Source organism: Paenibacillus sp. G34 (assembly GCF_056856875.1).
Window position 1 is genome coordinate 2,458,384 of the sequence record NZ_CM166469.1, and the last position, 20,109, is coordinate 2,478,492.

22 protein-coding genes are annotated in these 20,109 nt (G+C 45.1%); all 22 read left to right on the forward strand.

Going from position 1 to position 20,109, the window contains the following annotated elements:
• Window positions 1–62: 62 nt before the first annotated feature.
• The 22 genes from flgG (at window position 63) to AC1VYS_RS11300 (ending at window position 20,090) form a co-directional block, all read left to right on the forward strand.
• The gene (gene flgG / locus AC1VYS_RS11195) at window positions 63–881 is read left to right on the forward strand and encodes a flagellar basal body rod protein FlgG (protein ID WP_482914299.1); all 819 of its coding nucleotides are present in this window, start codon (window positions 63–65) and stop codon (window positions 879–881) included.
• A 64-nt stretch (window positions 882–945) separates the two neighbouring features.
• Window positions 946–1,167, forward strand: a complete 222-nt coding sequence (locus AC1VYS_RS11200; RefSeq protein ID WP_056700597.1) for a flagellar FlbD family protein — start codon at window positions 946–948, stop codon at window positions 1,165–1,167.
• Complete coding sequence (locus AC1VYS_RS11205) at window positions 1,167–1,625, forward strand: flagellar basal body-associated FliL family protein (protein ID WP_482914300.1); 459 nt, start codon at window positions 1,167–1,169, stop codon at window positions 1,623–1,625. The genes AC1VYS_RS11200 and AC1VYS_RS11205 overlap by 1 nt, the downstream gene beginning before the upstream one ends.
• A gap of 39 nt (window positions 1,626–1,664) precedes the next feature.
• On the forward strand, window positions 1,665–2,663 hold the full coding sequence (gene fliM / locus AC1VYS_RS11210; protein WP_445644873.1) for a flagellar motor switch protein FliM: 999 nt from the start codon (window positions 1,665–1,667) through the stop codon (window positions 2,661–2,663).
• Window positions 2,653–3,966: a flagellar motor switch phosphatase FliY gene (gene fliY / locus AC1VYS_RS11215; RefSeq protein WP_482914301.1), complete on the forward strand. Its 1,314-nt coding sequence runs from the start codon at window positions 2,653–2,655 to the stop codon at window positions 3,964–3,966. Before fliM ends, fliY begins: the two co-directional genes overlap by 11 nt.
• A 28-nt stretch (window positions 3,967–3,994) precedes the next feature.
• Window positions 3,995–4,360, forward strand: coding sequence for a response regulator (locus AC1VYS_RS11220; protein WP_090923862.1), 366 nt, complete (start codon window positions 3,995–3,997; stop codon window positions 4,358–4,360).
• Window positions 4,361–4,371: 11 nt separating this feature from the next.
• Entirely contained in the window at window positions 4,372–4,908 is a 537-nt protein-coding gene (locus AC1VYS_RS11225; RefSeq protein ID WP_482914966.1) for a flagellar biosynthetic protein FliO, read from the forward strand.
• Window positions 4,905–5,660, forward strand: a complete 756-nt coding sequence (gene fliP, locus AC1VYS_RS11230; protein ID WP_482914302.1) for a flagellar type III secretion system pore protein FliP — start codon at window positions 4,905–4,907, stop codon at window positions 5,658–5,660. Before AC1VYS_RS11225 ends, fliP begins: the two co-directional genes overlap by 4 nt.
• Window positions 5,661–5,685: 25 nt before the next feature.
• A complete protein-coding gene (fliQ, locus tag AC1VYS_RS11235) occupies window positions 5,686–5,955 on the forward strand; it encodes a flagellar biosynthesis protein FliQ (protein ID WP_482914303.1) in 270 nt (89 codons plus the stop codon).
• 10 nt (window positions 5,956–5,965) lie between these two features.
• A complete protein-coding gene (gene fliR / locus AC1VYS_RS11240; protein WP_482914304.1) occupies window positions 5,966–6,754 on the forward strand; it encodes a flagellar biosynthetic protein FliR in 789 nt (262 codons plus the stop codon).
• Window positions 6,751–7,860 (forward strand): flagellar biosynthesis protein FlhB, encoded by a 1,110-nt coding sequence (gene flhB, locus AC1VYS_RS11245; protein ID WP_482914305.1) that lies wholly within the window; start codon window positions 6,751–6,753, stop codon window positions 7,858–7,860. Before fliR ends, flhB begins: the two co-directional genes overlap by 4 nt.
• Window positions 7,861–7,884: 24 nt before the next feature.
• Complete coding sequence (gene flhA, locus AC1VYS_RS11250) at window positions 7,885–9,918, forward strand: flagellar biosynthesis protein FlhA (RefSeq protein ID WP_482914306.1); 2,034 nt, start codon at window positions 7,885–7,887, stop codon at window positions 9,916–9,918.
• On the forward strand, window positions 9,915–11,279 hold the full coding sequence (flhF, locus tag AC1VYS_RS11255; RefSeq protein ID WP_482914307.1) for a flagellar biosynthesis GTPase FlhF: 1,365 nt from the start codon (window positions 9,915–9,917) through the stop codon (window positions 11,277–11,279). Before flhA ends, flhF begins: the two co-directional genes overlap by 4 nt.
• Entirely contained in the window at window positions 11,276–12,163 is an 888-nt protein-coding gene (locus tag AC1VYS_RS11260; RefSeq protein ID WP_482914308.1) for a MinD/ParA family protein, read from the forward strand. The genes flhF and AC1VYS_RS11260 overlap by 4 nt, the downstream gene beginning before the upstream one ends.
• Before the next feature lie 33 nt (window positions 12,164–12,196).
• On the forward strand, window positions 12,197–13,642 hold the full coding sequence (locus AC1VYS_RS11265) for a protein-glutamate methylesterase/protein-glutamine glutaminase (protein WP_482914309.1): 1,446 nt from the start codon (window positions 12,197–12,199) through the stop codon (window positions 13,640–13,642).
• Window positions 13,643–13,674: 32 nt separating this feature from the next.
• Window positions 13,675–15,747 carry a chemotaxis protein CheW gene (locus tag AC1VYS_RS11270; protein WP_482914310.1) on the forward strand — a complete coding sequence of 691 codons (2,073 nt, stop codon included), beginning with the start codon at window positions 13,675–13,677 and terminating at the stop codon, window positions 15,745–15,747.
• 42 nt (window positions 15,748–15,789) lie between these two features.
• Window positions 15,790–16,251 (forward strand): chemotaxis protein CheW, encoded by a 462-nt coding sequence (locus AC1VYS_RS11275; protein ID WP_123064468.1) that lies wholly within the window; start codon window positions 15,790–15,792, stop codon window positions 16,249–16,251.
• Window positions 16,252–16,260: 9 nt separating this feature from the next.
• Window positions 16,261–16,881 carry a chemotaxis protein CheC gene (locus AC1VYS_RS11280; RefSeq protein ID WP_441929327.1) on the forward strand — a complete coding sequence of 207 codons (621 nt, stop codon included), beginning with the start codon at window positions 16,261–16,263 and terminating at the stop codon, window positions 16,879–16,881.
• Window positions 16,874–17,371 (forward strand): chemotaxis protein CheD, encoded by a 498-nt coding sequence (locus AC1VYS_RS11285; RefSeq protein WP_311279367.1) that lies wholly within the window; start codon window positions 16,874–16,876, stop codon window positions 17,369–17,371. The genes AC1VYS_RS11280 and AC1VYS_RS11285 overlap by 8 nt, the downstream gene beginning before the upstream one ends.
• A gap of 4 nt (window positions 17,372–17,375) precedes the next feature.
• The gene (locus AC1VYS_RS11290; RefSeq protein ID WP_482914311.1) at window positions 17,376–17,816 is read left to right on the forward strand and encodes a hypothetical protein; all 441 of its coding nucleotides are present in this window, start codon (window positions 17,376–17,378) and stop codon (window positions 17,814–17,816) included.
• A gap of 15 nt (window positions 17,817–17,831) precedes the next feature.
• Window positions 17,832–18,620 (forward strand): FliA/WhiG family RNA polymerase sigma factor, encoded by a 789-nt coding sequence (locus AC1VYS_RS11295; RefSeq protein WP_123064471.1) that lies wholly within the window; start codon window positions 17,832–17,834, stop codon window positions 18,618–18,620.
• A gap of 60 nt (window positions 18,621–18,680) precedes the next feature.
• Window positions 18,681–20,090 carry a DUF342 domain-containing protein gene (locus AC1VYS_RS11300; protein WP_482914312.1) on the forward strand — a complete coding sequence of 470 codons (1,410 nt, stop codon included), beginning with the start codon at window positions 18,681–18,683 and terminating at the stop codon, window positions 20,088–20,090.
• Window positions 20,091–20,109 lie beyond the last annotated feature (19 nt).

Consider the following 20,109-nt stretch of genomic DNA (forward strand, 5'->3'; position numbering starts at 1 on the left):
AGCCGGAATGCCGCTGACCGACTGATGCGGCAACCATTTTAACGCTGGGAGGATTTTGTAAAATGTTGAAATCAATGTACTCAGGTGTTTCCGGGATGCGGGGTTTTCAAACGAAGCTGGATGTTATTGGTAATAATATTGCGAACGTAAATACGGTTGGATTTAAAGGAAGCCGTGTGATGTTCAAAGATATTATGAGCCAAACGACTTCAGGCGTCACTGCTCCAACGGATACCCCGTCGGGTGGTGTTAATGCGCAGCAGATTGGCCTAGGTGTGTCGGTAGGTTCCATTGACACAATGCATCTGGCAGGCAGTCCTATGACTACGAATAGACCTACTGACCTTCGCATTAACGGAGATGGATTTTTTCTGGTTCGTCTGAGCGAGGATCAAGAGGTTCCATACTTGACACGTGCAGGTAACTTTACACTTGATGCCGATCGCAACTTGGTTACCTCTGATGGTTTGTTTGTACTAGATAGTGGCGGAGGGAACATTCAGATTGGTGAAGATGTTGTTTCATTCACAATTGGTCAAGATGGATCGATTAACCAAACGATGGCTGACGGAACAACTGGGGCTGACGTACAGCTTGGTATTGGTAAAGTAGTGAACCCATCAGGCCTTGAGAAAATTGGCGGCAATTTGTATCGTATGACGGCGAATGCTAATCCGGATGGTGCGCTCGAACCGGTGACAGCAAATAGCGCTGAAAACGGCACAGGAGCTATCGTTGCGGGCCAGCTCGAGATGTCCAATGTTGATTTGACGAATGAATTTACCGAGATGATTGTTGCTCAGCGCGGTTTCCAAGCGAACTCCCGGATCATCACAACATCAGACGAAGTGCTCCAAGAGGTCGTTAACCTGAAGCGTTAATAACTGATTAGAATTTTGAATGGTGGGGGAGCTTGCTCCTCCACTCTGATTGAGGGGGCTTAGCATGATTTCAGTTACGCGGTTAAATGGTTCTCCCATGTGGTTAAATGCGCTGATGGTCGAGATCGTGGAAGAGACGCCGGACACGTATATTACTCTGGTAACGGGAAAAAGACTGATCGTGCTTGAGAAGGCCGACGAAGTGATTTCCAAGATCAAAGAATACAACCGTGAAATTGGAGTTCAGGCAGCCACGATTAAAGTGCAGCAAACGGAGGAGTCCTGATGAAAAAGATGATGCCCTGGATTGCAACAGCATTGCTTGCAATCACACTCATTGTGGTCGTAGTTTTTATAGTTATGAAATTCCCAGATAAGAATGACAATACACATACGGCGGCAGCTGCTGAAGAAAAAAAGCTGACTGCAGATGAAATTGTAGAGGTTTCGTCCGAGCTGGGACCAATTAAGACCAATCTGGCTGATGGAGACCGTATTATTATGGTTAGTTTCTCTTTCAAGCTATCGGATAAGAAAGCTAAAGAAGACTTTGAGAAAATTAAAAGTATTACGGTTAAGCCAATCATTATAGAGGCGCTTACGGATACCAAGGCTGAGGCACTGAGTACGGCTAAAGGTATGAAACAATTCAATGAAAGACTGACAGCGCTGATTAATGAAGCATTGCCTGAGCCGAACTTGAAAAGCACTAACGTTTCAGACATTGTTATAGCACCAATGTAATGAATAGAACAAGCTGTAGATCGGTAAGGGGGTGAGAACATGGTGGATGTATTATCACAAAACGAGATTGACGCCCTATTAGCAGCCCTTTCCTCTGGTGAAATGGACGCCGAGGAATTGAAAAAGGAAGAAACTCAGAAGAAAATCAGGTCTTACGATTTTAAACGGGCAGTTCGTTTCTCGAAGGATCACATTCGAAGCCTGACGCGTATTCACGAAAACTTTGCTCGTTTTCTCACCACTTATTTTTCGGCCCAGTTGCGGACGTTCGTTCAGATCAATGTCGTGCAGGTAGAACAGCTGCCTTATGACGAGTTTATTCGTTCTATTCCCAAGATGACGATTTTGAACATTTTCGAAGCGGAACCATTACAGGGACGAATGGTAATGGAAGTTCACCCCAACGTCGGATACGCGATGCTGGATCGTCTGCTTGGAGGTACGGGTAGTGCTCCGACCAAAATTGCAAGCATGACGGAAATTGAAACGACAATTATGGAGCGAATTTTCAGCCGGGCCTTCGAAAGTTTGCAGGAAGCTTGGAAAACAGTGCTGGATATCTCGCCAAGAATGGAAGCGTTGGAGACGAATCCGCAGTTTATGCAGATTGTATCCCCCAATGAGACCATTGCCTTGATCTCGCTAAGTACCAAAATTGGCGACACCACGGGCATGATCAATTTGTGTATACCGCATGTCGTTCTTGAGCCTATTATGTCCCGGTTGTCAACGCATCAGTGGTTTGTTTCGGAGAAGAAAACAAGAGCTCCGGAAGAGTACGAAGCGTTGAGATCACGAGTAAACAAAGCCAAATTACCTGTTGTAGCCGAACTTGGTGAATCCAGAATTTCGATAGCTGAGTTTTTAGGCTTATCGGTTGGCGATGTGATTACGCTAAATAAACCGGTGGAAGAGGGGCTTTCCATTAAAGTTGGTGACAGGCTGAAGTATATCGGCAGTCCGGGAACCATTAAGGACCGTGTGGCTGTGCAAATAGATCAAGTTGTCACCGAAGGAGTTGAAGAATTTGACGAGTAAGGATTATTTATCCCAGGAAGAGATTGATGCTTTGCTCCGGCAATCGGAATCCATATCGAGTTCCGAGCCTGCTCAGAAAACGGTAGATGATTTTCTGACGGAACTGGAACAGGATGCCCTGGGGGAGATTGGTAACATTACGTTTGGCAGTGCCGCAACTGCGCTGTCTACGTTGCTAGGCCTTAAAGTGGATATTACAACACCTAAAGTATCCATTATTAGTCGAACAGAGTTCGAAGAGGCATTCCCTAAACCTCATGTTGCTGTGCATGTGAATTACGTCGATGGATTTGAGGGAATTAACTCTCTGGTTATTAAAAAGAGAGATGCGCAAATTATCGCTGATCTAATGCTGGGTGGCGAGGGGAATCCTGCTGATGAAGATCTGAACGAGATTCACATTAGTGCCGTGCAGGAAGCAATGAACCAAATGATGGGGTCTTCTGCCACATCCATGTCGACGATCTTCAACCGTTTTGTTAATATCTCTCCTCCAGGGATTGATATTCTCAATTTGGAAAGTGGCGAAGGTGTGACCAACCTCCCGCCAGATGAAACGCTTATTCAAGTTTCGTTTCGTCTATTAGTAGGGGATTTAATCGACTCTAATCTGATGCAATTGCTCCCTGTGGATTTTGCTAAAAGCATGGTAGATATGCTGATAGGAGGAGCTCAGGAGTCTACAGCGAGTGCTCCTGTAGATTCAACACTGGCGCCGACACCAGCATCACCACCAGCTGCGCCTCCTGCTCCAACGCCGCCACCGGTTATGGAACAGCCGCCGGTTCAGCAACAGATGCCGCCGCATGTTCCACAGCAGCCTGTTCAGGACTATAGTGGATATGGTCAAGCTCCGATGGGAATGCCTCAAGGGATGCCACCACAGCAACCATACGGTATGCCACCGCAGCAGCCATACAATATGCCACCGCAGCCAGCCTACGGTGAGCCTCAACACTATGGCGGTGCACCAAATAGGAATGTGAATGTACAGCCTGTTCAATTCGCCAATTTGCAAAATGGGACTTTTGCTAATGTAGACGAGAACAATTTGAATTTATTGATGGACATTCCCCTTAAAGTCACCGTAGAATTAGGAAGGACCCAAAAGCAAATTAAAGATATATTGGAATTATCACAAGGTTCGATTGTCGAACTGGATAAGTTGGCTGGTGAACCTGTCGATATTTTGGTCAATAACAAACTGATCGCCAAGGGAGAAGTTGTCGTCATTGACGAAAACTTCGGTGTTCGTGTTATAGATATTCTTAGCCAATGGGACCGTATTCAGAAATTACAATAAGCACAATCTAGGGAGGATTTGAACCAACATGGCAAACCGAATTTTAGTCGTAGACGACGCTGCATTTATGAGAATGATGATCCGGGACATTTTGTCCAAAAATGGGTACGAAGTCGTAGGAGAAGCGCCGGATGGTGCTCAGGCTGTTGAGAAGTTTAAAGAACTTCGTCCGGATCTGATCACAATGGATATCACAATGCCTGAAATGGATGGTATTGCTGCATTGAAAGAAATTAAAAAAATAGATGCAAATGCAAAAGTAATTATGTGTTCTGCAATGGGACAACAAGCGATGGTTATCGATGCTATCCAAGCTGGAGCTAAAGATTTTATCGTTAAACCTTTCCAATCTGATCGGGTTATCGAAGCAATCAGCAAAACACTGGGAGCTTAAGAAACATGTTGATGGCTCAGGGTGGTACTCCAGAACCAGCTGGCGCGGGAATCAATTATTATCTACAGCTAGTATGGGTGATTGTTGTCCTGGCCGTCATTCTGGTTCTTATTGTCTACCTGATCCGATTCTTGAACAAACGAAATCAGCAATGGTTTCGTAGCGGAACCATTCGCATTCTGGGCGGGGTCGGACTAGGACAGAATAAGTCACTGCAAATTTTAGAGATTGGCGGAAACGTTTATTTGATTGGTGTTGGCGAGAATATACAGCTGCTGGATAAAGTTTCGGATTTGGAAGAAGCAAAGAGAATTGTAGATTCCTTTGAACGGGATGCTGTTTCACAGCAAGGAAATCTCCCACCGATCATTGCCAAGCTCGCTAAACGTCTTCGTAAAGAAGAGCCGCCTCGGGAATTGGAAATTGAGGATACTGCTTCTTTTCATGAGATGTTTGAATCCAAACTTCGGCAGATGCCAAACCGTAAAGAGAAGATGGAGAAGATCCTGGATCAAGACAATACTACAGATCGGTCGAGGGATTCATGAAGAAAAAGATTTGGTTAGCGTGTTGTTTCATAGGACTTATCAGCCTGGCATCCGTTACGGTGGCTTTTGCCGAGCCAATTCCTAACATCGATATACAGATTGGGAACGGTGACGGCAATACGCCAAGTACTAGTTCATTATCTATTATTTTGTTAATTACGGTGCTTAGCATAGCCCCGGCATTGCTGGTACTGATGACCAGTTTTACTCGGATTGTGATTGTGCTTGGGTTTGTCCGAACTTCACTCGGAACCCAGCAAATGCCTCCGAATCAGGTTTTGGTCGGTTTGGCCCTTTTTCTAACGCTTTTCATTATGTCTCCAACATTGTCTTCCATTAATCAGGTTGCGTTGCAGCCTTATCTTAAAGGAGATTTGACCCAGACGGAGGCGCTGGAAAAAGCAGCAGATCCGATCAAGAAATTTATGTTTACTCATACGCGTGAGAAGGATATCTTGCTCTTCATGAAATACAATCAGGCAGAACAGCCGAAATCGTATCAGGATATTCCAATCACGGTAATGGTACCGGCATATGCAATCAGTGAGCTCAAAACAGCTTTCCAGATGGGGTTTATGATATTTATTCCTTTCCTGGTAATCGACATCGTCGTGGCGAGTACACTCATGGCCATGGGTATGATGATGCTTCCCCCGGTCATGATCTCATTACCTTTTAAAATACTGCTCTTTGTTCTGGTGGATGGGTGGTATCTGGTAGTCAAGTCACTGTTGCTGAGTTTTAATACTTGAACCGGAGAGTTAAAGGAGGACGGTCATGACTTCGGAGTTTATTATCGGTCTGGCCGGAAAAGCAGTATACACGTCATTGCTGGCCAGTGCACCTATGCTCATATTAGCTCTGGTTGTAGGACTTATGATTAGTATTTTCCAAGCAACGACTCAGATTCAAGAGCAGACGCTCGCTTTTGTACCCAAAATTGTCGCAGTACTGCTCGCGGTGCTTTTGTTCGGGCCTTGGATCTTGAATTTATTAATCGATTTCACGTTCAACATACTCGATAATTTGTACAGATACATAGGGTAGGCTTTAGCCGATGGAGACATTGCTGCAAAGTTTCCCTGTCGCTCTGCTTATGTTTTGTCGAATTGGCTCATTTTTTGTAACTGCACCCGTCTTTTCAGCCCGAAATGTACCTGCTTCGTTTAAAGTAGGAATATCTGCCTTTGTTACGTTGACAGTTTACATGAGCTTTGGCATTCATCAGACTGTTCCAACTGACTTGAGTTACGTTCTGTTGATCATCAGAGAAGTCCTCATCGGTCTGCTTCTGGGATTTGTGGCTTATCTCTTGATGACGGCTGTACAGACTGCAGGTGCGTTTATTGATATTCAGATTGGTTTTGGTATAGCTAATGTGTATGATCCGATGACAGGTGCATCTGCACCTCTTACAGGTAACTTTAAATATGCCTTTGCTGTGCTATTGTTTTTAACCATGAATGGACATCATTATTTGCTGGATGGCATCGTATACAGTTATCGGTGGATTCCGTTATCGAATGTATTCTTTTTGAAGATGGCTGATGGTAGCATTGCGGAATTCCTCATACGTACGTTAGGTGAGTCGTTTATGCTCGCTTTTCAGATGGCAGCCCCGATTGTGGTCGCGCTGTTTCTGACGGATGTAGGATTAGGCTTTTTAGCCAAAACGGCTCCGCAGTTTAATGTATTTGCCGTAGGTATGCCGCTCAAGGTGCTCGTCGGAATTGCTATTTTGCTCCTGCTGGTTCCCAGCTTCGCCTTTGTGTTCAGCCAATTGTTTGAGGTCATGTTCCGTTCGATGGAAAAACTGCTTGGAACGATCGGACAAAGGCCGGGATGAGTGAAACGGAGGACAGGATTCAGATGAAACTTCAACTTGACCTCCAGTTATTTTCTGGGGAGAAGACAGAGAAAGCTACCCCTAAAAAGCGGCAGGATACACGAAAAAAGGGCCAGGTTGTTAAAAGTATGGAGTTATCTGGTGCCTCGATTCTCCTGTTTACATTTCTGACCATGATGATGTTTAGTTCGTTCTATAAAGAGCGCATGGTAAAGCTGTTTACGGATATTTTTATTAATCGGCTTAGCATGAATGTTACTGAAGAAAATGTAATGGCACTGATGATGCGTTACGGGATTGAAGTGATGTTGTTGCTCGCACCCGTTTTGCTTGGCGCAGCACTGATTGCGTTAATCGTTAACTACATGCAAGTGGGTTTTCTTCTTATAGGTGAGGGTCTGAAGCCAAAGCTCGAGAAATTAAACCCAATCAAAGGTTTTAAAAATATCTTTTCACTTCGCTCGTTAGTTGAATTTGCAAAGTCCATTTTGAAAATGTCTATTATCGGCTACCTTGTGTACAGCACGATTATTAGTTACCAGTCTGATATTGCTTCATTATCACACTTTTCAATGGATGCAATTTTACAGTTCGCCGCTTCAATTACTTTGAATCTTGGTGTCAAAATTGCAGTTGCACTGCTAGTGCTTGCCGTATTCGACTACATGTACCAGAAGTACGATTATGAAAAGAATATACGCATGTCCAAGCAAGATATCAAGGATGAGTACAAGAAAATGGAAGGCGATCCGCTGATTAAGGGGAAAATCCGGGAGCGTCAACGTCGTATGGCTATGCAGCGTATGATGCAGGAAGTACCGAACGCAGATGTAATCATCACGAACCCGACACACTTTGCAGTTGCGCTAAAGTATGAGGGATCTGAGATGGATGCTCCGCAAATCATTGCTAAAGGGCAGGATTATGTCGCTCTTCGCATTAAAGAAATTGCCAAAGAACACGGTGTAATTACGATGGAAAACAAACCACTGGCACGGGCATTGTTCCAGAGAGCTGAGATTGGTGACGCTATACCGGCCGATTTGTTTCAAGCTGTAGCCGAAGTGCTGGCTTATGTATATAAACTTAAGGGCAGAACGAAATAAAAGGGATCGGAGGCCGTACATTCATTGAAAACAAAAGATTTAGCTATCCTTGCGGGGATTATCGGCATTGTGTTGATGATGATTCTCCCGATCCCGATCTGGCTGCTCGATATGTTGCTTGTTGTCAACATCTCTATTGCTTTGATGATCCTGCTTGTTGCCATGAACAGCAAAGAAGCATTGCAGTTTTCCATATTTCCCGCTTTGCTGCTCATTACTACATTGTTCCGACTGGCACTCAATATCTCAACAACGAAGCTAATCCTTGGTAAAGGTGATGCGGGAGCCGTTGTTGCTACCTTTGGTAGCTGGATAGCTGGCGGACAGATAGCCATTGGATTTATCGTGTTTTTGATCCTGGTGGTTGTACAGTTTATCGTCATTACCAAAGGATCCGAGCGTGTAGCTGAAGTAGCAGCAAGGTTCACACTCGATGCAATGCCCGGTAAACAAATGAGTATTGATGCGGACTTGAATGCCGGTTTGATCAATGAACAGCAAGCGCGTGAGCGTCGTTCCAAAATTGAACGCGAAGCGGACTTTTATGGAGCGATGGATGGTGCCAGCAAGTTCGTAAAAGGGGATGCCATTGCAAGTATCATTATTCTCCTGATCAACCTGATCGGTGGATTTATTATCGGTATGACAGTGCACGGTCTCGATTTTGCAACATCACTCTCCACATACTCGGTCTTGACCATAGGGGACGGATTGGTTAGTCAGATTCCTGCACTTCTCATTTCAACAGCGGCGGGGCTGATCGTGACCAGAGCTTCATCGGAAGGAAACTTGGCAGAAGATATTACCGGCCAGTTGTTTACATATCCGATACTCATCTATATCGTAGCTTTTGTTATTGCAATGTTGGGATTCTTCACGCCAATTCATGTGATTACAACGCTCCCGCTCGCAGGTATGCTTGCTTTTGCCGCTTGGCGAATGCAGAACAATCTGAATATGAAACAGGAAGCGGAAGAGCAGTTGGAAGAAGAGCAACAGATTGAAGAGGTCAGAAGTCCTGAAAGTGTTATTAACTTGCTTCAGGTAGACCCGATCGAATTCGAGTTTGGTTATGGCTTGATTCCACTGGCTGACAATCAACAAGGCGGAGACTTGCTCGATCGGATTATTATGATTCGAAGACAGTGTGCTCTTGAACTGGGCTTGGTTGTACCTGTGATTCGTATTCGGGACAATATTCAGCTAAGACCTAATGAGTATGTAATCAAAATTAAGGGTAATGCGGTTGGGGGCGGAGAATTGCTCCTGAACCATTATCTCGCGATGAGTCCTGGTTATGACGAAGAGTCTGTAACAGGAATAGAAACAACAGAGCCGGCTTTTGGTTTGCCTGCACTATGGATTGATGAAGTGACTAAAGATCGGGCAGAGCTTGCTGGATATACGGTAGTCGATCCACCTTCTGTAGTTGCGACTCATCTGACAGAACTCATTAAGAAACATGCGCACGAACTCCTTGGAAGACAAGAAACGAAGGCGCTTGTGGATAACCTTAGAGAGAATTATGCTGCATTGGTGGATGAACTCATCCCTTCAGTTCTCTCGATTGGCGATGTACAAAAAGTGCTTGCCAAGCTCCTACGTGAGAAAGTATCTATCCGTGATATGGTAACCATCTTTGAAACACTTGCAGATTACGGAACGTATACGAAAGATCCTGATGTGTTAACGGAATATGTCAGACAATCCTTATCACGCCAAATTACACAACAATTTTCGCAAAAAGGGGAAACGCTTCGAGTGATTACGGTTGGACCAGGACTCGAGAAGAAAATTGCTGAAAGTGTGCAACAGTCGGACCAAGGCAGTTATCTTGCACTGGACCCAGTCTCTACGCAAAGTGTTTACCAAAAGTTGAGTGAACAAGTAAATCGTTTAATTCAATCGGGTCAACAGCCCATCGTGTTAACTTCTCCAACCATTCGAATGTATCTGCGTCAGGTGATTGAAAGAACGATGCAGGATATTCCGGTGCTTTCCTATAGTGAGTTGGAGCCGAATGTTGAAATTCAAAGTATCGGGGTGGTGAACTTATGAGAGTAAAACAATACGTTGTTGAGACCATGCCCGAAGCTATGCTTCAAATTCGCAAAGACCTGGGAAGTGACGCCGTCATTCTGTCCACCAAAGAAATCAAGGTGGGCGGAGTGCTCGGGATGTTCCGTAAAAAACGGATCGAAGTGGTTGCAGCAGTTGATAAAGAACAGAACAATCAGGCGAAGGGATCTTCTGTTAAGAAGGTTCAACAATCATTTACACCTGTGCCTCGTTCGTTTGTACCTGAAGCTTATGCTCAAACCGCTCGTTCATTTGTGGCTGGTTCCGAAGAAGGAGAGGCTGTAGCGGCGATGGACCAAAGTGTCCAGGGGAAAACAGCGGCTGTTCCATCTGTATCCAAGGTAAGCGGTACAGATGAAAAGATGGATTACGGTTCAGATTTTCTGAACAGTGAGCATAAACCGCGACCGCAAGGGGCGGATTTTTCGGGTTCAACGCCTAGTATTCAAAATCGTGGTTCGGAACAGCAACAGGACAAGCTGATGAATGAGATACAGGACTTGAAGCAGATGATGACCAAGCTTTCCAAGCAAGGTACAGTGGAGTCAACGATCTCTGAAGAATTATTGAATATTCAAGAGCGATTGGCTGAACAAGAAATCTGGCCCGAAGTATGGGAATCTTGGTTTGAGCCCATTCAGCAGGGGCTAGCCCAGGGTGAAATACAGGAATCGGATGTTGATGAGGCGCTGCGTTTGGAGGTAGCGACTTTTCTAAAAGATCGCATTCAAGAGGGCATCTTGCCGAGTACCCGTATTGTTTATGTGGCTGGCCCAACGGGAGTCGGTAAAACGACAACGATTGCCAAGCTGGCTGCGGAACAGATGTTTAAAAATCAACGTAAAGTTGGTTTCATTACTTCAGATACGTACCGAATCTCCGCCGTTGAACAGCTTAGAACGTATGCATCGATTCTGAATGTGCCGCTGGAAGTTGTGCAGTCCCCAGGTGATACGCAGCGTGCCATTTCCCGATTAGAACACTGTGATCTGATCTTTATGGATACGGCAGGTAGGAACTATAGAAATGAATTACTTGTCTCCGAACTGCAGAGTTTGCTTGCTCCTGTTGAGAACAGTGAAACCTTTCTGGTCATGAGTATGACTGCGAAAAGCATGGATATGGTGCAAATTACGGAGCATTTCAGTAAATATGGATTGGATAAAGTGATCTTTACCAAAATGGATGAAACAGGAACCTGCGGTCCGTTGTTTAATCTTCTTCATCGTTTCCCGCTTAAACTTGCTTATGTCGCAAATGGTCAGAATGTGCCAGACGATCTGCTTAAGCCCGATGTGGAATGGTTATCCAATGTATTATTGGGAGAAGGAAAACAATGAAGGATCAGGCAGCATCACTCCGAAGTTTGGTCTCGGCGCCACTTGAGAGCGATGATAACAGAACGAATAACCGTTCATCCAAAATTATTACGGTAGCTAGTGGTAAAGGCGGTGTAGGCAAGTCCAACTTCACACTAAACTTTGCACTGACACTGCACTCCATGGGGAAAAAGGTTCTGGTCTTTGATGCAGATATCGGTATGGCAAATATCGATGTTTTGATGGGAACTTCTTCTTCCTATAATCTGTATCATCTATTATACCGACATAAAACTATAAGGGAAATCATACAACTGGGTGCTGATGGCCTGCCATATATTGCAGGGGGGTCGGGAATGAAGGAACTATTCTCCTTGTCTGATCGTGATCTGGAGTTTTTCGCCAGTCAGGTAGAGGACATTGCGCAAGAGATGGATTACGTCATTTTCGACACTGGGGCTGGCCTTTCCAGGGAAAATATGAGATTCATCAGTGCTTCTGATGAATGCCTGATTGTAACTACACCTGAACCGACTTCAATAACCGATGCCTATGCCTTAGTCAAAGTAATGCACAGCCAGGAGCACGCAACACCTTTTCGAATGATCGTAAACCGTGTTGAAGACGAAAAGGAGGCGGAGCGTGTAGCGGATAAAATCGCTGGAGTGGCGAGAAGGTTTTTGCAAACAGATATTCCGCTTTTGGGGTATATCTCTGAGGATGCTCAGGTCGTTACAGCGGTGAAGAAACAGATGCCTTATCGCTTAGCCTATCCCCATTGCAAGGCTTCTAAAGATATACAGAAACTTGCCCTTCGATATCTGGCTGTACCTGCAAATCCGGAACCCGGAACCTTGTCAGGAATCAGGGGATTTATGAAAAAGTGGCTTAAACGAACAACATGATTTCTGAATAAAGGAAACAGAGGTGACCACAATATGGCGGTCTATCAAGTATTGGTTGTCGATGATTCCGCTTTTATGCGCAAAATTGTGACGGATTTAATTGAAGCGGACTCAGAGTTTAAAGTTACAGCCACTGCGTCAAACGGCAAAGAAGCCATTCAAAAAGCCTTAGAGCTGAAACCTGATGTGATCACGATGGATGTTGAAATGCCCGAAATGAATGGACTAGATGCGCTAAAATCAATTATGGAGGATTCCTTCATTCCAGTGATTATGCTCTCTGGTATTAATGAACAAGGTATGAAAGAGACCATTATGGCTCTTGAAGCTGGCGCATTTGACTTTATTCGTAAGCCGTCTGTCGTGCATGATCAGGATATCGCTCAGGTTGGCAAAGCGCTGATTGAACGAATGCGTGCAGCCATGCAAGAAGTGAAGCGAAAAGCTGAGCGTAAAGAATCGATCAAGAAAATGGAGGCCTCTCGCAATACTGTGATTTCTTCGGCACAACTGGCTAAGAAGGAAGAGCGAGCGAGGGAAAATGGTGAACCGATCGCTAAAACGGCTCCGCCGGTACTCCCGAAAAGTGAGCGTTCATTCGAAGAACGTGCTGAAGTGGTACAGGCTAAAAAGCAACCAAGTGTCCCATCGATTCAGCCAAAACCGGATCGTACGATCACTAAAAAGGAAATCATAGCTAAGCCTGATCAACCTGTGCGTTCGAATATGGATAAAGCGAGCAAGCCGCCTGTAAGTCCACTGCAAGCTCGCAAAGAGGTCAGACCGCCAGATGCACCTCGTCTCACGACAAAGCAGCCAGCAGCCAGTTCTATGCCTGTACCTGCGAAAGAGTCAGTCAAGCCTAACACGGCTTATAAAGCTTCGGGGGGGATGGAAGGATCTTTCAACAAAATTGTTGCGATCGGTTCTTCAACAGGTGGACCAAGAGCTCTCAAGACCTTACTGGAACAGCTGCCAGCAGATTTACCGGCGCCGGTCATTATTGTGCAGCACATGCCACCTAATTTCACCCGTTCCTTGGCTCAACGGTTGAATACTTTCAGTCCGCTCCATGTGGTTGAGGCAGAAGACGGTATGATGCTTAAGAAGGGGACGGCTTATATCGCGCCTGGTGGATTCCATTTGAGAGTACATAAGGCAGCAGATGGAAGATTCATCTTGAAGCTGAGTGAGGATCAACAGGTGAATGGTCACAGACCTTCAGTGGATACGATGTTTGAGTCGCTTCTGCCGTTTACATCTTTACAACGACATCTTGTTCTTCTGACAGGCATGGGAAGCGACGGGGCGCGTATGATGAAAAAGTTATATGAGACCGGAGTCACATCAACTTTTGCCGAAAATGAAGAAACGTGTGTTGTCTATGGAATGCCGCGTTCAGCTGTAGAGCTGCAATGCGTGCGTCATCTTCTGCCACTGCAGGAGATTGCGCCAAGACTTGTTCAAGCAGTGAAATAACGGAGTGTAACTTACGGAGGAGGTGCCTCACAATGGACATGAACCAATATTTATCCATGTTTATTGATGAGTCTAATGATCATCTGCAATCCCTTAACGAAAACATGCTACAACTTGAAGCGAATCCGGAAGATCTGGGCATAGTGCAGGTCATCTTCCGTTCAGCTCATACTCTCAAAGGTATGGCGGCAACCATGGGATTCGAAGATCTGGCTTCACTGACTCACAAAATGGAAAATGTACTCGATATGGTGCGTAATGAAAAACTGAAAATGCAGGATTATATTTTTGATACCATGTTCAAGAGTCTGGATGCTTTGGAAAATATGGTTCAGGATATTACCGGAGGCGGGGAAGGTAAAGCGGATGTCACCTCCATTGTTGCCTCGCTCCAGGCAATTGAAAGTGGTGAATGGACAGGAGGAAATGCTCCTGTTGCAAAAGCAGATAAGCAAAAGGATGCAACGATCTCCAATGCTGTAGAGCTGGACGAATTCCAATATTCAGTCCTTGATCAGTCTATAGCAGAAGGACACCGTGTATTCTATGTTGACGTCCTTGTAAGTGAGCATAGCCAGTTAAAAGGTGTTCGGGCATACATGGTGTTTGACATGCTTGAGCGTTCAGGTGAGGTTGTTAAAGCTTATCCTTCTGTTCAGGATATCGAGCAAGAAAAGTTTGAGCGCAGTTTCTCGTTGTATTACATAACGACCAAAGAGGCGCAAGAACTGGAAAAGGGCATTATGAGCATCTCTGAAATCGAGAGTGCCAAATTGATTCAGCTGGATCAGGAAACGTTACAGCAGATGACGAATCAGGTTGCAGCCGCCGTTGCGGTAGAAGCTGAACCGGCTCCTTTAGCTGGTAAGGATGCCCCAGTTTTAGATTCTGTGCCTCAAGAAGAAGTTAAAGCGGCTTCCGCGAAGACAGCAGCACCGAAACAGGCAGCCGCACCTTCACGTACGATTCGTGTTGACATTGAGCGACTCGATGTGCTGATGAACTTGTTTAGCGAACTGTTGATCGACCGTTCACGCCTTGAACAATTAGCAAGTGAGACAGGCAATAACGATCTGTCGGATACTGTAGCTCACTTGAGCCGTGTGAGTACGGACTTGCAGAATATCGTACTGAAATTGCGGATGGTTCCTGTAGATACAGTCTTTAACCGCTTCCCACGAATGATTCGTGACTTGGCTAAAACATTGGACAAAAAAATCGATCTCGTCATTACAGGTGCTGAAACAGAACTGGACAGAACAGTTATTGATGAAATCGGAGATCCGCTTGTGCATCTGTTGCGTAATGCAGTTGACCACGGTGTAGAGTCTATCTCGGAGCGTGTTGCGGCTGGAAAACCGGAAATGGGTACAGTTAATCTGCGAGCTTTCCACAGTGGTAACCACGTATTTATTGAAATTGAAGATGACGGTAAGGGGATTTATCGTGACAAACTCCTGCAAACAGCGATCAAACGTGGTGTTGTGACGGAGGAGCAAGGCGCGAAAATGAGCGATGATGAGGTAAATCAATTGTTGTTCGCTCCAGGATTCAGTACGGCTGATAAAATCTCGGATATTTCTGGTCGGGGCGTAGGGCTGGACGTTGTAAAGTCAAAAATCACTTCGCTTGGCGGTAATGTAACGATTACGTCCACGCCAGGCAAAGGGACAAACTTCTCTGTACAGCTTCCGTTGACACTGTCCATCATAGCAGCGATGCTTGTGCGTCTTGGTTCAGAGAAATATGCTGTTCCATTGTCATCAATCGTAGAGACCGCTATTGTACAACGTGAACAAGTTCGTAATATTCATGGAAACAAAATGATTACGTTCCGTGAGTCCTTGATTCCGTATCTTTCATTAAGCGAAGTTTTCGGAGTGCCGGATTTCAACGATGCAGATGAGAAAGAAACCGAGATTGTTGTGATTCGAAAAGGGGAGCGTCTAGCAGCTGTCGCTGTTGAAGAATTCATTGGTCAGAGCGAGATTGTTCTGAAGTCCATGGGCACGTATCTTCCTGCAATTGAAGGAATCTCCGGTGCGACAATACTTGGAGATGGGCAAGTAGCACTGATTCTTGATCCAAACGCATTTATTAAATAAGCATGATGATAGAGTTTTAATTCGAATAGGGAGGTTTTTTACATGGAAGAAGAGTTGAAAGTCATCGTCTTTAAATTGGGAACCGAAGAGTATGGAATTGAGGTAGACAAGGTTCAGACCATTGAGCGCATGATGCCGATTACCCGCGTTCCCAAAACACTTTCTTTTGTAAAAGGAGTTATCAACCTGCGTGGTGTTGTTATTCCGGTTATTGATCTCCGCGGACGCTTCTCCCTTGCGGAAACGGAGTATACAGATCAAACACGGATCGTTATTGTAGGGGTTGACGATATGCAGGTTGGTTTTATCGTTGACTCAGCCAATGATGTTATTGACATTAAGAGCAGTTCGATTGATACTCCGCCAGAAGTGGTTGGTGGCGTGAAAGCAAGATATCTTCGTGGTGTTGCAAAATTGGAAGATGGTCGTTTGTTGATTATGCTCAATCTTAATGAAGTATTAAATAAAAGCGAGATTGTGCAGCTGGAAAGTGTTGAGGGCTAGCACGTGGAGATGTTTAACCGATTTGAGGGTTTCCAAATGGATGTGCTCAAAGAGGTCGGTAATATTGGAGCAGGCAACGCCGCTACGGCGTTGTCTCAGCTTCTTAACAGACCGATTGATATGGGTGTACCCACCGTTCAGATGCTTCCTTTTGAGGAGATTGCTGAAAAAGTGGGTGGTGATGAGCGCATTGTAGTTACCATATTTCTTCGTGTTGAAGGCGAAGCGCCTGGTAACCTTTTCTTTATGATGACACCTGAGGCTGCAAAATTGTTATTGAACCGTCTTGCTGGTTTTGAGCTAAAAGAAGGTTTGGCGTTCACGGATATGGAACACTCCGCTCTGTCTGAGATCGGGAACATCCTTGCCGGTTCCTACTTGTCTTCTCTGGCGGATTTCACAAAGCTATCGATGTATCCAACGGTTCCAGGATTGGCTATTGACATGGCTGGAGCGATTCTTAGTTATGGGCTACTGCAATTCGGAGAGATGGGCGATGCCGCATTATTAATTGATACTTCTTTCTTTGAGGGTGAAGATCAAGTGGAGGGACAGTTTTTCCTGATTCCTGACCCGCCGTCATTTGCGAAGATTTTTGAATCGCTAGGGGTGCCACTGGACCATGATTGAGGACAAGAGCATCGTTAAAGTCGGTATGGCGGATCTGAATATCGCTCAACTTCCTGGCGTAATCCGTACAACTGGCTTAGGGTCGTGTGTGGGACTAACGATGTATGACCCCCAGCTAAAACTCGCTGGAATGGCGCATGTCATGCTTCCGAGTTCTGAGATTGCCCGGGAGGGTAAACTGAACACGGCAAAGTATGCAGATACAGCGTTGCCAGAATTGCTTGAGAAAATGCTAAAGATGGGCGCGTCACAATCACGAATTGTTTCTAAAATGGCCGGAGGCTCACAGATGTTTGCTTTTTCAGGCGCAGGAGACACGATGCGAATTGGACCCCGGAATGCAGATTCCTGTCGGGAAATGTTGGAACAGCTCAAAATTCCTCTACTTGGCGAAGATACAGGAGGAAATTACGGGCGCACTATCGAAATGAATTGTGAGACAGGTCTTTTAACTATTCGTAGCGTACAAATGGGTGTAAAGGAATTATAATATAATGATAGGAAACTACCGCATTAATCTTGGAGCAGGCATAGTCGGATTCGTTCTGACTTTTTTTGTAGCATTCAGCAGCAATGTGTTGATGACCAGTTTAATACGCGGATTAATAGGATTCGCAGCCTGGTATGTCCTTGCATATGGTTTGCGTTGGGGATTGGGAATATTGCTTGGTCCTCGTGTAGAAAATGGATTCGGTTATGATTCAGAAGGTATTCAAGATCTAAGAGGTTCACAGGTGGACATCAAACTCGAAGACGATGGACAAGAGCTGAATGACTTGCTCAAGAATGGACAGAGCGACTCCGCCGGGGCTGATCATCCGCCATCTGAGACGAAAGCTCCAACGGGATTTGCCCCATTGGATCCGCCTAAACTCGTCCGGACCAAGGACCCGGAGGAATTGGCGCAGGCCGTTCGTCACCTGACAGACAAATAAGGAGGGTGAAATCAATTGAACGAGCGTAAAGCTTCACATTTGAACCATTCAGATCTGTGGGAAAAGTGGAAAGAATACGGAGATCTTGAAGCAAAAAAAATGTTGATCGAAAAATATCTTCATATTGTTAACTATGTGTCAGGTCGTCTGGCAGTTGGTTTACCCAAAAATGTCCCGAAAGATGACCTGGAAAGCAATGGGGTAATGGGACTTATTGATGCATTGGAAAAATTCGATTATGAACGAGGCTTGCAATTCGAGACATACGCTTCATGGAGGGTTCGCGGAGCCATACTGGACGGTTTACGTCAAGGGGATTGGGTTCCCAGATCTGTGCGTGAAAAAGCGAAGCGAATTGAAGATGCGTACCAACAATTGGAGCAAACCTATCTGCGTTCTGTCAGTGATGAAGAAATGAGTCAGTATCTGGACGTGTCAACCAAGGATTTCCAACATATGCTTCAGGAGGTGGCAGTTATGTCGCTCTGCTCGCTGGAAGATCCGATCCGGGAAGAAGAGTCTGAGACACGTCTATCTTTAATGGTAGATGAAAAAGCCAAAAATCCGGACTATAAGGTCAATGAGTTCTATTTGAAAGAAGCGCTGGTGCAAGGGCTTGAGAAACTGACAGTGAAAGAAAGAACAGTGGTCTCCCTTTTGTATTATGAAGACCTTTCTCTCAGTGAAATCGCAGAGGTTATGTCTCTTTCGCCGTCTCGTATATCCCAATTACATTCCAAAGCCATCTTGCGGCTTCGTGGCACACTGGATAAGCAAAAAGATCTACTGATGCGTAAAGACTAGAGAGCAGAAGTTAACCACATGTATAGGGAGTGGACAGGCTAATAAGGAGGAAGATCTGCGTTGACACAAGGGACTGTTATGGAAAAATCACTAAACGTTGTTTTATCCGATGATAAATGTACCGCTTATCTTGAATATTACAATGAAGAAGAAGGCTTTTCCTGTACCACGGAAGAGCTTGAACAATTTGTGGAGAGCAAGGGCATCAAACATGGTCTATTGCGAGAAGCATTATTAGTTTTTGTGAATAACCCGACTGCCTACCTGAAAGATAAATGCAAGATAGCCGAAGGCGTTTCTCCTGTACAAGGAATCGATGGATATATTCAAGTTTTGATTGGCAAAGAAGATGACAGCGAACAGCGGCCGTTGGAAGCAGAAGATGGAAAAGTGGATTACAAAGAGCTGATCCGGTTAGACAATGTACGCAGCGGTCAGATTATTGCCAAGCGTATCGATCCTGTTGATGGTGTACCCGGCAAAGCAGTGACTGGTGAGGAAATTCCTTTTCGTCCCGGAAAAGAAGCTCGATTTAAAATCGGGAAAAATGTTGTTGTCAGTCCAGATGGCGCTGCGATGTATGCTGCAATTGACGGCCTGGTGAGCAGAACAGATGGAAACAAACTCAATGTATTTCCTGTGTACGAAGTTAATGGCGATGTTGATTATAAGCATGGGAATATTGACTTTGTGGGCAACGTGGTTATCCGAGGTAATGTACTTACTGGCTTTAAGGTAAAAGCGGCAGGTGACATTCGTGTCGTCGGAGGTGTCGAAGGAGCAGAACTGGAGGCAGGCGGCTCGATCGAAATTACCGGCGGGATCATCGGTTACAACAAAGGTTTAATTCATGCCGGACATCATGTGAAATGCACATTCATTCAAGATGGCAATGTTGATGCAGGTGAAGATGTACTTGTATCCCAAAGTATTATGCACTCCAATGTTCGTGCGGGTCATGCTGTAATCTGTGCAGGAACAAAAGGCCTTATCGTTGGCGGCTCAACTCAGGCCGGAGAGCATGTATCTGCGCGTGTTGTAGGCAACACGATGTCTACAGTTACCTCGATTGAGGTTGGCGTGCTACCAAGACTCCGAAACGAAATGAATGAATTGCGTAAAGACATGAGAGAACAGATGGACTCCTTGGATAAAACCAAGAAAGCATTGACTCTACTTGATCAGCTGGCTGCAGCAGGACAACTAACGCCAGACAAGATGGCAATGAGAATCAAATTAAACTCAACTCAAAAATCGGCTCTTCATCAGACTGACGAAATGAAAATGCGTATCTTGGAAATTGAAAAGGTACTTGAAGATACAAGCAGAGCTCGTGTTGATATTTTGAAGATGATCTATGGGGGCTCTAAAATAGTTATCGGCAGATATACGAAATTTATTAAAGATCCCGTTAGCCGAATGTCATTTTATTATCAAGATGGGGATATTACCATGGTGCCGTACGTTTAAAACCAGCTACAAGCTTATG